Source organism: Vreelandella titanicae BH1, from assembly GCF_000336575.1.
GTDB lineage: Bacteria > Pseudomonadota > Gammaproteobacteria > Pseudomonadales > Halomonadaceae > Vreelandella > Vreelandella titanicae.
The window spans coordinates 103,330-117,065 of record NZ_AOPO01000008.1 but is presented as its reverse complement, the minus strand read 5'-3'; the positions used below and the strand labels follow the sequence as shown (position 1 = coordinate 117,065).

Sequence of the window (13,736 nt, the reverse complement as noted above, 5' to 3'; positions counted from 1 at the left end):
GCGCTGGAGCCCGTTTTTATTCGCGGCAAGGCAGGAGGAGAGAAGTTTGGTGGTTCCAAATGAACGACGACTAACGCCGCCGCGGATAAAAACGGGCCCAGCCCTTCGGGTTGCCCCGCAAAGCGGTTCGCGATGAAACGTCAACAGGCCCTAGTGTCCATCACCCCGGCAACCGCCGGGGTGATGCGTTTCTACCTAACGCTGAAAATTCAGTGAACTAGGTAAAGCTACCTCTGTCTCTGTATCATCGCGCATGTTCAACACGGAGGTTTTATGGCTCACCCGACTAGCCCACATGCAGGCACGCTACCTCGCCTCTCTTCTCACTGGACCGGCTGGGGGCAGTGGCTGGCCCTGATCACCATGACCGTGGATCACCTCACTCGCTATGTGCTGCCCGGCGATTGGGATCTAAGCTGGGCCGGGTCTTCCATTGGCCGTATCGCCTTCCCGCTGTTTGCCGCCATGGTGGCCTGGCACGGCCTGTTTAATACCCGCAACCCACTGCGCTACTCGCGCCGAATTCTAATTATCGGCTTGGTTGCCCAACTCCCCTACATGATGATGCCACGCGCATCAGACGCATTTATCCTCAACGTCTGCTTTACCCTGGCCAGTGGTTTAACCTTAGGTGCGCTAGTGCGCCAAGGCTGGCAGCACTACCAGCAGCAAACGTTAGGTTTGCCCTGGTTGTTAGCCGGTGCAGCGGTAGGTGTGACCGTGTGGTATCTGCTCGGTTTTTGGGTGGAGTACGGGCACAACGGGCTGCTGCTGATTCCGCTATTAATGTTCGCGATGCACGCCTTGAGCCAAACTGAGAGCCATTTCCAAGCGCGCCTATGGGCAGGCCTAGCGGCATTTCCAGCACTCTGGATTGCCGGGCAAATGAATGCCTCTGACATGGCCAAATCGTTTACTGTAGGTACGTGCCTCATCGTGCTGGTACTTGCTGCAGGTGCAGCGCAACGAATCCCCCCCGTCTACTTAGTGATGCCGCGACGTTTATGGTTAGCGTGGTACCCCGGCCACTTTGCGTTAATCGCTTTATGGGTGCTGCTAATCGGTCAATTGGCTTAAGCGTTCGGATCACTGCATTTTATCGCGCATCCAGGGCTGGTAGCGGCAAAGCTGCGCCCGGCCTTCTGTTTTTGCACGATACATCGCAATATCCGCTTGTTTAAGTACTTCTTCGTAATCGCAAGCGACGGTTGTGAAGCAGGTATAGCCTATGCTGGGCGTTACGTTGGTATCGTTACTTGCCAGTCGGTAAGGCTGAGAGAGAGCCTGCTGAACCTTAAGCATATAAGTCTCAGCACGCGCCTCCAGGGTCTCATCTGCCCCCTCGCCAAGCAGGGCCATTAGCACAAACTCATCCCCGCTGAGACGAGCAGCCATATCCTCCCCGTTCAAGCAGCTTTCAAGGCGGCGAGCCACTTGCACTAGTAGATTATCGCCCGCTGCATGTCCCAAAGTGTCATTAATCAACTTAAAGCGATCCATATCCAAAAACATCAGTAACCCGCTCTGAGGCTCTGTTTGTTTCTCATCGCAAAGAGTTGCCAAACGCTCGATAAACAGCCGCCGATTGGGTAGATCGGTGAGAGAGTCATAAAAAGCCTGACGGTAAATGATCGCCTCAGCACGCTTACGCTCGGTGAAATCTTCAATAATGGCTACGCCGCCGACCATCTCATTACTGGCACTATGCACACCGTTGAAGAATGCCCGTAGCGGGGTGCCTGCGCTCGCTTTGGGCAAATAGTAAGTTCCCTCATAATAGCCAGTTCCTTTAGCGAGGGCATTGCGCACGGCCTTGGCAACCTCTGGATTCGCCGAGCTGGATAGCATCTTATAGCCGAGCAACTGAGCGCGGTTAACGTCCAGTATCTCCAACAGCTTACTATTACAATCAGTGATGAAACCCTGGCTATCAAAATGCAGCACTCCCAACGGCGAGCGTTGAAAGATAGAGCGGTAGCGATTTTCGCTCTCTTGCAACTGCGCCTCCCGGGCCGACATATTCACCCGCAGGGCAATGTTATCGTGAATAATTCTGCTTAAACGTCGACTAGTGGTAACAATCAGGCCAAGAAACAGGCTAAGCATGGCACCAATTAAAACTGCCAGCGGTGAACCTAATAGTAAAAACTGCACTAGCAGGGGAAGCAAAATCGGCAGCACAAAACCGAGTGCCACCCACCAAACGGCCGAAAGCGTTGTGACACCACCGGCAGCAATGCCCGCCAATACAATCGAAAGCGCAGCCACCTGACCGTGATTTTCGCCAGTAAACAGAACGACCCCGCCGACTCCCCAGACACAGCCAGCTAAAACTGCCCCGGCGCTAAACCGGTATAGCCAGCGGCGGCGCTGCTGTTGCTGTGCCGGTAAGCGGCGAAAATAGTAGGCCAAGGCAAGGCGAGCGAACGAAACAAAGGTCAATACTGCGAGCCAGGTAAGCAGTACCCAGCTTGCGACCACTGGCCACATGGCTGCGACTAGCAGCATGCCTGCCAACACACTGCTTAGCACCGGTTGCCAAAGGTTGTCGTACAGCAGACGTACTTTTTCGCTATGCAGGCGCTTTACAGTGACATGGTGGTCGCGATGGAAACCACTGCGCAGCCCAGGGGCAGACCCAGTAGTTGAAGAGTGAGGCATACTAACTATCCGCCTAAAAGTCGCTATTAAGATCAGCATAATTAGCTGATTTTTTGTTGTGGCTCCTTTTTAGCGCATTTAGTCACTTTTAGCGATAAAAGTTGCATGATTGGACAACATTGGTAGAAAAAAGCCGCCTGAGCTAAGCAGGCGGCTGTAGAAACTACTGTTTGATGGTAAAGCTTAGCTGTGGCGGCGGCGCCTCCGGCAGTAACGCACTACAGGCGTTAACTTTTTCCAACAGTTCGGCATGGTTGGGCGCGAGAATATTGACGTGGGCGAGCTTACGACCAGCGCGCTCAGCTTTGTCGTAGCGATGCAGGTGCGTATTAGCAAGCGCTAGAATCGCCGCGTTATCGCCTTCACGGCCAATCACGTTAATCATGCAGGTGGGGGCAATCGCCTGGGTATCGCCTAAGGGCAAGCCCTGTATCGCGCGCAGGTGGTTTTCGAACTGGCTGGTCACCGCGCCATCCATCGTCCAGTGGCCGGAGTTATGCACCCGGGGCGCCATTTCGTTGGCGAGCAGGCTGCCATCGCGGGTTTGAAACAGCTCTAGCGCCAGCACGCCCACGTAATCCAGCTCATCCAACAACGCACGAATATAGCCATCAGCGGTTTGCTGAACGCTGGCGTCCAGATCCGGCAGCGGCGCCACGGAGTAGCGCAGGATGCCATCCACATGCTGGTTCTCGGCCATGGGGTAGAACACCACCTCACCATCACGACCGCGCACGGCAATCATCGAGACTTCACGCACGAAGTCGACGAAGGCCTCAACGACCAACTGCGAATGGCCAATTGCGCTCCACGCCTCGCCAGCCTGCTCAGGCTGTTTCAAGACGGCCTGGCCTTTACCGTCGTAGCCTTCAGTGACCGATTTTGCCACCACCGGGCAACCCAACTCACGGGCGGCGGCTTCAAGCTGCTCGGCGCTCTGCACTACCCGGTAAGCAGGGGTCGGAATGCCTAGACGATCAAACAGTGTCTTCTCTTCGACCCGGTTCTGGCACACTTCAATGGCACGACTGCTGGGATAAACCGGCTTGTGCTGCTCAATTTCGCGCAACAGTTGAACGGGCAGGTGTTCGAACTCGTAGGTCACTACATCAACCTTGGCCAAAAACTCAGCCAGGTGCTGGTTATTAGGATCGACAATTACATCGCCAATTCCAGCACTGGGATTACCCGTAGTATCTAAAAAAGTGAAACGATTACCCAGCGGATAACCCGCTAGCGCCAACATGCGGCCTAATTGACCTGCACCCAGTACGCCAATGTTTTTTGCAATACCAGAGTTCATAGCCAGACTCCTTATTCCGCTTCCGGCTCGGGGCGCGGGTCAGGGTTGTCGAGAACTTTCTGAGTCTGCTCGGCGCGAAACGCTTCAACCGCGCTGCGTACGGTCGCATCTTGCAGGCCAACGATCTGCGCTGCTAACAAACCAGCGTTAGTCGCGCCCGCTTTACCAATCGCCAGGGTGCCCACTGCGATGCCGCCGGGCATCTGCGCAATGGAGAGCAGCGAATCCAAACCTTTTAGCGCTTTCGACTCCACCGGCACACCCAGTACCGGTAGTGGCGTTTGCGAGGCCACCATACCTGGCAAGTGAGCAGCACCGCCCGCGCCTGCCACAATTACCTGCAAACCGCGCTCGGCAGCGCTCTTGGCATAGTCAAACAGCAGGTCAGGTGTACGGTGTGCTGACACCACGCGAGTTTCATAAGCCACGCCCAAACGCTCCAGCATGGAAACAGCGTGCTCCATGACTGGCCAGTCGGACTTGGATCCCATGATCACGCCCACCTTGGGTGCGCTGTTCGACGACATGCAAAACTCCTCGGCCCAACGGCCTATAAAAAGCGAAACTAAATTAAAAAACAGCGTGCGCCGGGTCAGGCACACATCAAAATAGGAAGGCGAATAGTCTACCAGAGCTAGCCCGTTTGCGGGCGTTGCCGAGGTCGTGAAATTTTCATCAAAATAGGCATTGAAATGCGCACCGGTTGGCGGCATTGTGTGTTTGTCATTTCAGACTGATGGAGCCACATGAGCACGGCACGCGCAACTGCCACTGCGGAACAGCTTGATCCTCCGCGAAGCAGCCCTGACCTCGACGTCAGGGAACTTGAAAAACGTACGCGATTAATGCGTATTATCACGCGTCTGATCGCCGTATCAGACCTAGGAAGCCGAGAAATTGCCCGCCGGGCAGGACTTCCCGTTCAGAAAATCAGCGACCTGCTCGCCGGAAGGCTTGAGCATCTGGGAGTGGATGAACTTCACGCCCTACGTCGCACCTTAGAGCTGGAGGCGCCATAGCAGACACTTTTTCTGCTGTTCCCACTTCTCCACTCCACGCAGGCCGCCTCCCGGCGGTCTGCCAAGAAAGTTTTTTTCACACTTACACCAATCCCGAGATTACTTCACTTCGTTCGTAATGACGGCTCATGGCGCAATCGCAATCCCCCCAAACGCTACAACCACCACCACGACCCAAGCGGGCAGCTTCCATACGGTTAATAGCAAGAAACCGGTAAGCGCCAGCGAAAACTCTTCTGCACCAATGATCGCACTCGTCCACACCGGCTGATAAAGCGCCGCGCCTAAAATGCCTACCACCGCCGCATTGGCACCGCGCATTAGCGCCTGGGCACTGCCCCACTGACAAAATTGATTCCAAAACGGCAGCACGCCCACTAACAGCAAAAAGCCGGGGATAAAGATTGCCAGCAGCGCCAGCAAAGCACCGACTAAACCATTGATACCGGGCAGCAGCGCGCCTAAGTAAGCCGCAAACGTAAACAGCGGCCCCGGTACCGCCTGGGCGGCACCGTAACCAGCCAAAAACTCATCCGACGTAAGCCAACCCGACTGCACCACTTCCGCTTCCAACAGCGGAAGCACTACGTGCCCGCCACCAAACACTAATGCGCCTGAACGGTAAAACGCATCGGCGATATCCAGCCAAACCGCCATCCCCGCCAATAACGGCAGCAGAATCAACAGCCCTGCGAATACCCCCAGCGCCACCATGCCTGCCTTACGCGTCACCGGAAAATGCAGCGACTCACTTGCCGTAGCGACAGCGCTATCGCGACACAGTGTTAGCCCGGCTAAGCCCCCCAACACAATCGCCGACACCTGACCCAGTGGGCCACTGACCAGCACCACCGTCAATACCGCCGCAAGCGCGATTCCCGTGCGGGTTTTATCCGGGCAGAGATTACGCGCCATGCCCCACACCGCGTGGGCAACAATCGCCACCGCCACCACTTTTAAGCCATGGATAATGCCACTGCCAATAGGGCCATCCAGCACCGCCGCGCCAAACGCAAATAGCACCAGGATAATCGCCGAGGGCAGTGTAAACGCCAGCCACGCCATGGCAGCCCCCCAAGGCCCCGCGCGCAATAGGCCAAGAGCAAAGCCCACCTGGCTGCTAGCGGGCCCCGGTAAGAACTGACACAGCGCCACTAGATCAGCGTAGGCCTGCTCAGAGAGCCACTGGCGCCGTTCCACAAAGGCCGTGCGAAAATACCCCAGGTGCGCTACCGGGCCGCCAAAGGACGTTAAGCCGAGTGCTAAAAATACCCAAAACACCTCACCTATGCGCCCACGTGCCTGCGTTTGCTCCACCATTTCGGCCACCTGTTATTCCAATAAAAAAGCGCAAGGCTTTTATACTAAGCCTTACGCTTTAATTCTTTATGACAGCGTGCTCATGAGGATACGCTCATAACGACAACACGGATTACTCCTGGTCGGTCACCGCGCCGGTGCTGGCCGAGCTAACCAAACGCGCATACTTAGCCAGCACACCGCGTGTATAGCGGGGTTCTGGCTGCTGCCAGGCGGCGCGGCGGCGCATCAGCTCTTCATCGGAGAGATCAACGTCGATGGTATCCGCTTCAGCATCGATGGTGATGGTATCGCCATCTTTCACCAGCGCCAACGGGCCGCCGTCAAAAGCTTCTGGTGACACATGGCCGACCACAAAACCGTGGCTGCCACCGGAGAAGCGCCCATCGGTAATTAGCGCCACGTCGTTACCCAAACCACGGCCCATAATCGCCGAGGTCGGTGTGAGCATTTCACGCATGCCGGGGCCACCTTTCGGCCCTTCATAGCGAATCACCACCACATCGCCGGCAACGACGGTGCCATCGTTAATACGCGCCTGGGCCTCTTCTTCCGAGCCAAATACCCGCGCTGAACCAGAGAAGCGAGTGCCCTCCTTCCCGGTAATCTTCGCTACCGCGCCTTCCGGTGCCAAGTTGCCGTAGAGCATGCGCAGATGGCTTTCCGTTTTAATCGGATTTCCCAGCGATGCAATAATCGGCGGCTCAGCAGGGTAAGGCTCAACCTCAGCAAGGTTCTCTTCCAACGTTTTGCCGGTGACGGTCAAGCAGTTGCCGTTGAGCAAGCCCGCATCCAACAGCATTCTCATCAGCGGCTGAATACCGCCAATCGCCACCAGCTCACTCATCATGTAGTGGCCGCTGGGGCGCAGGTCAGCGAGCACCGGTACGCGCTTACCTATTTCAGTGAAATCGGACAGCGACAATTCAACGCCTATGGTGCGCGCCATGGCGATAAGGTGCAGTACCGCGTTGGTGGAGCCGCCCAGGGCAATCACCACGGTAATCGCGTTCTCAAACGCCTCGCGGGTCATAATATCGGAGGGTTTGATATCGTCCGCCAGCAGCGCCAGCACCGCCTCGCCCGCCGCTTTGCAGTCGTCACGCTTCTCTTGGGAGATGGCATTTTGCGCCGAGCTACCCGGCAGGCTCATGCCCAAGGCTTCAATCGCCGACGCCATGGTGTTGGCGGTGTACATGCCGCCACAGGAGCCAGGGCCAGGGATCGCCGTTTCTTCGATGTTCTTAAGCTCGATCAGGTCGATATCACCACGGGAGTGCGCCCCCATGGCCTCGAAGACCGAAACAATATCGGTATGCCCCTTGCCAGGCATAATGGTGCCGCCATAGACGAACACGCTGGGGCGATTCAAACGCGCCAGCCCCATCAGGCAACCGGGCATATTCTTATCACAGCCGCCAATGGCCACGAGGCCATCAAAGCCTTCACAACCGGCGACGGTTTCGATGGAGTCGGCGATCACCTCCCGCGACACCAGTGAATACTTCATCCCTTCGGTGCCGTTGGCAATACCATCGGAAATGGTGATGGTATTGAAAATAACACCTTTACCACCGCCTGCATCGGCACCATCACGGGCAAACTCAGCCAGCTCGTTAATATGACTATTGCAGGGCGTGACCATGCTCCAGGTAGAGGCAATACCCACCTGAGGCTTCTTGAAATCGGCATCCGTAAAGCCCACGGCGCGCAGCATAGCACGGCTAGCGGCTTTGCCTGGGCCATCGACTACTTGGGAAGAGTGACGGCGGGAGTTTTGCGATGAATCAGACATTAGAAATCTCTCTTAGCGTTGTTCACGGTATCCGCATAGCTTGGCGATATATATCGCATCCCGCAAGATGATTAACTTCTGACACCATAGCGTTCCCCCCATCGTTTCTTTGCTTTTGATTAGACGTCAACCAAAGTTGACACTCTCAGAACTGCCAACTATAGTTATCACCATGATCGAGTTGATTAAAACCGATGTCTTCGATAGATGGCTACGCGAGCTTCGCGATATCCGTGCCCGCGCCAAGGTTGAAGCCCGCATCCGACGTTTGAGTCTGGGCAACCCTGGAGATGTGAAGCCGGTCGGTAAAGGCGTTTCTGAACTGCGAATTCCTTATGGGCCAGGCTACCGCGCCTATTATATTACCAAAGGGCCAGTAATCGTGGTTCTGCTGTGCGGTGGTGATAAAGCCACCCAATCCCACGATATCGAACTAGCCAAAGCCATTGCCGCGCAATGGAAGGAGTAACACCATGACCGTTCCTAATGTCACTTTCAGTCACTACGATACTGCTGATTACCTTCAAACTGAGGAGGATATTGCGGCCTATCTTGATGCAGTGATGGAGGAAAATGATACAGCCCTTCTTGCCGCCGCACTTGGTGATATCGCTCGTGCTCGCAACATGAGCCAACTCGCCAAAGACGTTGGAATGAGCCGAGAAGGGCTTTACAAAGCCCTATCGGGGGAAGGAAACCCGGCTTTTTCGACCATTAGCAAAGTAGCCAACTCCTTGGGGTTGCGCCTATCTATTAAACCGCTATCGCGGCCAGAAGCGGGCAGCTAGGACGGCCTAGCGAGCATCGCGGAAAACGATTAACTTATGATACCTAGCTCTACAACATGACCTCTGTCTTAAAAGAAGATCAAAATAAAAACAATTACTGCCAAGAGCGCGCGTTGTGCGGCAAATCACCTTTGGGATCATAAACCTCGAGCATATCGTTTTCTGTTAACGTTTCGGTATAGAGAACGAGGTTGGTGCCTGAGTCTCTTGCCAACGAAGGAAAAAGTATCCCCTTGGCCCCCTGCTCCAACGCCATATCGCCTAATATCCAGCTAGGCGGCTCAATGCGCTGATTAAACCAATACTTACGCCAGTCACAGTTAAGCTCTTGCCAAAGGCTATCCCATTTCGAGTTATAACCTGATCGAAAATCGACAATAGTCGTCACGCTGACCGTATAGCTAACAATCAGTCCAGGTGGCATTAATGCAGAAAGCTGCTTGTACTCCGCTAACGCCGTTTGCTCCTCAAGCGACAGGTATAATGCATCTACACCAACTCGGTTTAGCCTTCCTCCATGCTCTCTCGCTCCGGCCCCACTAGTAGGCGAAAATGCCCAGCGCGGAACATGTACACGGTATGCCTGAGTTTTCAGCTCCGGCAGCACTATCATCCCACTACACCTGCTTGTAGCGCCTGAACATAGCGCAACAAGTCTTCTGCGCGCCCTTCACTTACGAGTTGCTCGGGTGTTTTATAGTCAAATGCGCTAAGCGGCTCGTTGCGAAACCAAAACAGAGCGTCATGAAAGTCACCATTAATATCCGCCGCTGCGCCGAGCACACGAAGTGCATCACGAAGATAACGTTGAAGTTTTTCCGCTCCCTGAGCACGGGATATCGTCGTACGATGAACATGTGCTTGGTTGGCCAGCGTTTGGATATCAATGCTCAATGCACTGGCAAACAACTTCGGGTTAATCAATGGGTGGCGATCTTTACGAGCAGCTCCCTTCAAATCAGCTAAAAACCGCTCGAATGAATCAGGAACCAAATACCCGGATGACTCATTAAGGGATTCTTTTACAGTGTCAATTGCCATGGGCAACCTCCTGCTACGCTCATACAGCTAATATCCAACTTATATGCATCATATTTCCATCATAGCAGTTCTCAAACAGGACGCTAGGGTTTCAAGCTTCAGAACTAAACTTATGGCACCATACACTTAGCCGCTCCGCCCCTGCCGTGAAGGAACCATCCATTAAGGAATCGTGCATGTCTGCAAACTCGCTGCTCTCGCAAACACCGCTAACGCCGGGCTTTATGGTGGTACATGCCAATCGCCTGGAAGATTTGCGCGGCTTGGCGGTGGAGTGGATGCGCCGACACCCGCTCTCGCCGCTGGAGAACGAGACCATTCTGGTGCAGAGCAACGGCATTGGGCAGTGGCTAAAACTGGCGCTGGCGGCAGACCCGGCCCAAGGCGGTGCGGGCATAGCCGCAGCACTGAACGTCACGCTGCCTGCGCGTTTTCTATGGCAGGCCTATCGCACGGTGCTGACTCACTTAACGCACGACGAGCACGCAGTGCCCGAAACCTCGCCGTTTGATAAATCGCGGTTGATATGGCGCTTATTGCGCCTGCTGCCCAGCCTTGCCGAGCAGGAAGCTTTTGCGCCGCTGGCACGCTTTTTAGAAGTGGATCGCGACCAGCGCAAGCACTACCAACTGGCCGAGCGGCTGGCGGATCTGTTCGATCAGTACCAGGTGTATCGCGCCGACTGGCTGGACGCCTGGGCCAAGGGCAACGATGTACTCATCACCGCCCGGGGCGAAGCCCGCCCGCTGGAAGCACACCAGCTGTGGCAGCCAGAGCTATGGCGCGCACTGCGCGACGATGTGGCTAATAATCTAGGCGAGGCGGGCCTTAACAGCAGCCGCGCCCAGGTGCACAGCCGCTTTCTGGAAGCCGCCGTTCAGCTTGAAGGCCAAGAGTGCCCACCCGGCCTGCCCCGGCGATTGATTATTTTCGGCATCTCATCGCTGCCGCAACAGACGTTAGAAGCCCTGGCGGCGCTGTCGCGCTGCTGCCAGATCGTGCTCTGCGTGCACAACCCCTGCCAGTACTACTGGGCGGATATCATCGAGCACAAAGACCTGCTCCGCGCCAGCCGCTACCGCCAGCGACGCAAGGCAGGCATGCCCGACGCCCTGGATGTGCTGGGCACCGGCGATGCCGACGACGCCCTGCACCTGCACGCCCAACCGCTGCTGGCCGCCTGGGGTAAACAGGGGCGCGACTACCTGCGCCTGCTAGACGAACACGACGACGCGGGCAACTACCAAACCCTATTCGAGCAGCAGGCACTGCGTATTGATATGTTCGAGCCGTTCAGCGGCGAAGAGCGCAACTGCTTGCTCAGCCAGCTACAGGACGATATCCGCGAGCTGCGCCCGGTAGCGGAAACCCAAACCCACTGGCCCGCGCTAGACCCGGCCAGCGACGACTCCATCGTGTTTCATATTGCCCACGGCCCCCAGCGGGAAGTGGAGATCCTCCACGACCAGCTGCTGGCGGCCTTCAGCGCCGCCCCGGATTTGCGCCCGCGGGATATCATCGTCATGGTGCCGGATATTGACCGCTACGCGCCGCATATTGAAGCCGTGTTCGGCCAGTACCGCTCCGCTTTCGGTAGCTATAACGCGAACGCTAGACCCGACGACCCGCGCTACATTCCGTATACCCTTTCGGATCAGGCCAGCCGCCACCGCCTGCCGATGATGATTGCGCTGGAAAAACTGCTGCGCTTACCGGAGCTGCGCCTCTCGGTAAGCGATCTGCTCGATTTGCTGGAAGTGCCCGCGCTGCGCGCACGCTTTGGCATCGATGAACACGACCTGCCCACCCTCAGCCGCTGGATCGAGGGTGCAGGCATCCGCTGGGGGCTCAATGCCGAACAGCGCACCCGGCTGGATCTACCCGAAGGGCTAACCCAGAACACCTGGGCCTTTGGCCTACGCCGACTGCTACTGGGGTATACGGTGGGCAGTGCAGAGGCGTGGCAAGGTATCGAGCCATTCGACGATATTGGCGGGCTGGAAGCTTCCCTGGCAGGCCCGCTGGCAAATCTGTTGGAAAAGCTGGAAAACACCTGGGAAACCTTCTGCCAGCCCACCGACGCCGCCAGCTGGGTGGCCCGGCTACGCGAACTGCTAGAAACCTACTTCCTCACCGATGACGCCCAGGAAAGCGTCATGCTCACCAAGTTGGAGACCGCGCTACAGCAGCTGTTGGACAGCACCGAAGAGGCCGAACTTTTTGACCCGCTGCCGCTCTCCATGGTGCGTGAACACTGGTTGGGGCAAATCGACGAGCATAGTCTTTCCCAGCGCTTCCTGGCGGGCGCGGTCAACTTCGCCACGCTGATGCCTATGCGCGCCATCCCGTTTAAGCGGGTGTGTTTATTGGGTATGAACGACGGCGAATACCCACGCTCCCAGCCGCCGCTGGATTTTGACCTGATGGGCAGCGACTACCGCCCCGGCGACCGCTCGCGGCGGGAAGATGACCGCTACCTGTTTCTGGAAGCGCTGCTCTCTGCCCGCCAACAGCTCTATATTAGCTGGGTAGGCCGCAGCCAGATCGACAACAACCCCATGCCGCCCTCGGTGTTGGTCGGCCAGTTGCGCGACCACCTGGAAGCGGGCTGGCACACGCAAAACGGCGAGCCGCTGCTGGAAGCGTTAACCACCGAACACCCGCTGCAGCCGTTCAGCCGCCGCTATTTTACCGAACAAATCAGCGATTCCCCTGCCCAAGCACGGCTGTTTACGTATGCTCACGAATGGCACGCCCTACACACCCCCAGTGGCGCAAGCATCCAAGACTCAAAGTCACCAGAGCTTAAGGCGGACAACGAGCAGCAGAGCACGTTAACCCTGAACCAGCTAGGCAGCTTTCTACGCGAACCCGCCAAGGCGTTTTTCAACACTCGCCTGGGGGTCTACTTCGAGCAGGAGGAGCTTACCCAGCTGGACGTTGAACCCTTCACCCTGGACGGGCTACAGAACTGGCAGTTGCAGGATCAGCTAATCGCCGCCCAGCGCCACGCCGTGGATAACGGCCAGCCGCGAGTGGAAGCACTGCACGCAGCACTGGAACGCTTTAAAGGCCAGGGCGTGCTAGCCGTGGGTGCCTTTGGCGAGAGGATGCGCGAAGCGTTGGCAGAACCAATGGATGCCCTGTTTGGCGCTTACGAAGAAGCGTTGCAAGAGTGGCCTCAAGTAGTGGCGGTGCCCCAGGCGGTGCATGTTGTTGAAAGCGCTGAGGGACAGGTAACGCTGGAAGATGGGCTGGGAGAGCTGCGCCAGGATGAAGCGGGCAACCGCTGCCACTTGCTACTGCTCAGCAGTAGTTTAATCAGCCAGGGGCGTGGCCGCGGTCAATATCGCTGGCAGCACCTGCTACGCCCTTGGGTCGCTCACTTAGCGGGCAATGCCAAACACCCGATGACCACCCAGCTACTCTCAAAAGCAGGCCATGTGCGCTTGGAACCGTTAGAAGCCGAGAATGCCCGCTACCAGCTACAAAACCTGCTAAGTGCCTGGTGCGATGGCATGCAGGCCCCGCTACCGCTAGCTCCGCAAGCCGCTTTCGCCTGGCTGGCCAAACAAGGCACGCCTGAATTGGAAGCCGATAGCGCAAGGGAGAGCGACGCCTACGCCGCCGCCGAAACCGCCTACGAAGGCGGCCGCTTTCAAACCGGCGAAGTCGCCCAAAGCGCCTACCTTGCCCACCAATGGCCGAGCTTCGAAAAGCTATTCAACGAGCGTGCCCTTGGCCACAGCTTCGCCACGCTGACCGAAGCGCTCTACGCGCCACTGCACCGATCAGTGAAAAATTAGAGC

General features: G+C 56.7%; 12 protein-coding genes. 5 read left to right on the top strand and 7 right to left on the bottom strand.

Features of this window, described 5'->3' with window-relative positions; translation table 11 throughout:
* Positions 1-273 precede the first annotated feature (273 nt).
* Positions 274-1,077: a TraX family protein gene (locus HALTITAN_RS15230; protein ID WP_009287638.1), complete on the top strand. Its 804-nt coding sequence runs from the start codon at positions 274-276 to the stop codon at positions 1,075-1,077.
* Between the two features lie 9 nt (positions 1,078-1,086).
* Here HALTITAN_RS15230 and HALTITAN_RS15225 read toward each other — a convergent pair whose 3' ends face one another.
* The 3 genes from HALTITAN_RS15225 to purE all read right to left on the bottom strand — a co-directional run bounded on the left by HALTITAN_RS15225 (position 1,087) and on the right by purE (position 4,491).
* Positions 1,087-2,661, bottom strand: a complete 1,575-nt coding sequence (locus HALTITAN_RS15225) for a diguanylate cyclase domain-containing protein (RefSeq protein WP_035538864.1) — start codon at positions 2,659-2,661, stop codon at positions 1,087-1,089.
* 163 nt (positions 2,662-2,824) lie between these two features.
* Positions 2,825-3,964: a 5-(carboxyamino)imidazole ribonucleotide synthase gene (locus HALTITAN_RS15220; RefSeq protein ID WP_009287636.1), complete on the bottom strand. Its 1,140-nt coding sequence runs from the start codon at positions 3,962-3,964 to the stop codon at positions 2,825-2,827.
* An 11-nt stretch (positions 3,965-3,975) separates the two neighbouring features.
* A complete protein-coding gene (purE, locus tag HALTITAN_RS15215; RefSeq protein ID WP_022522693.1) occupies positions 3,976-4,491 on the bottom strand; it encodes a 5-(carboxyamino)imidazole ribonucleotide mutase in 516 nt (171 codons plus the stop codon).
* Between the two features lie 219 nt (positions 4,492-4,710).
* Here purE and HALTITAN_RS15210 point away from each other — a divergent pair, with 219 nt between their 5' ends.
* Entirely contained in the window at positions 4,711-4,983 is a 273-nt protein-coding gene (locus HALTITAN_RS15210) for an XRE family transcriptional regulator (protein ID WP_008958942.1), read from the top strand.
* 126 nt (positions 4,984-5,109) lie between these two features.
* On the opposite strand, the gene chrA is transcribed toward HALTITAN_RS15210, so the two are convergent.
* Positions 5,110-6,303 carry a chromate efflux transporter gene (chrA, locus tag HALTITAN_RS15205; RefSeq protein WP_176316249.1) on the bottom strand — a complete coding sequence of 398 codons (1,194 nt, stop codon included), beginning with the start codon at positions 6,301-6,303 and terminating at the stop codon, positions 5,110-5,112.
* Positions 6,304-6,415: 112 nt separating this feature from the next.
* Entirely contained in the window at positions 6,416-8,098 is a 1,683-nt protein-coding gene (gene ilvD / locus HALTITAN_RS15200; RefSeq protein ID WP_009287633.1) for a dihydroxy-acid dehydratase, read from the bottom strand.
* Between the two features lie 172 nt (positions 8,099-8,270).
* On the opposite strand from ilvD, the gene HALTITAN_RS15195 reads away from it, so the two are divergent.
* Both HALTITAN_RS15195 and HALTITAN_RS15190 read left to right on the top strand, forming a co-directional pair.
* On the top strand, positions 8,271-8,567 hold the full coding sequence (locus HALTITAN_RS15195) for a type II toxin-antitoxin system RelE/ParE family toxin (RefSeq protein WP_039859671.1): 297 nt from the start codon (positions 8,271-8,273) through the stop codon (positions 8,565-8,567).
* A gap of 4 nt (positions 8,568-8,571) precedes the next feature.
* Positions 8,572-8,886, top strand: a complete 315-nt coding sequence (locus HALTITAN_RS15190) for an addiction module antidote protein (RefSeq protein ID WP_039859668.1) — start codon at positions 8,572-8,574, stop codon at positions 8,884-8,886.
* A gap of 94 nt (positions 8,887-8,980) precedes the next feature.
* On the opposite strand, the gene HALTITAN_RS15185 is transcribed toward HALTITAN_RS15190, so the two are convergent.
* On the bottom strand, positions 8,981-9,499 hold the full coding sequence (locus tag HALTITAN_RS15185; protein ID WP_009287632.1) for an RES family NAD+ phosphorylase: 519 nt from the start codon (positions 9,497-9,499) through the stop codon (positions 8,981-8,983).
* Positions 9,496-9,927 carry a DUF2384 domain-containing protein gene (locus HALTITAN_RS15180; protein WP_022522688.1) on the bottom strand — a complete coding sequence of 144 codons (432 nt, stop codon included), beginning with the start codon at positions 9,925-9,927 and terminating at the stop codon, positions 9,496-9,498. Before HALTITAN_RS15180 ends, HALTITAN_RS15185 begins: the two co-directional genes overlap by 4 nt.
* A 176-nt stretch (positions 9,928-10,103) precedes the next feature.
* Here HALTITAN_RS15180 and recC point away from each other — a divergent pair, with 176 nt between their 5' ends.
* Positions 10,104-13,733: an exodeoxyribonuclease V subunit gamma gene (gene recC / locus HALTITAN_RS15175; RefSeq protein ID WP_039859666.1), complete on the top strand. Its 3,630-nt coding sequence runs from the start codon at positions 10,104-10,106 to the stop codon at positions 13,731-13,733.
* The last annotated feature ends 3 nt before the right edge of the window (positions 13,734-13,736 follow it).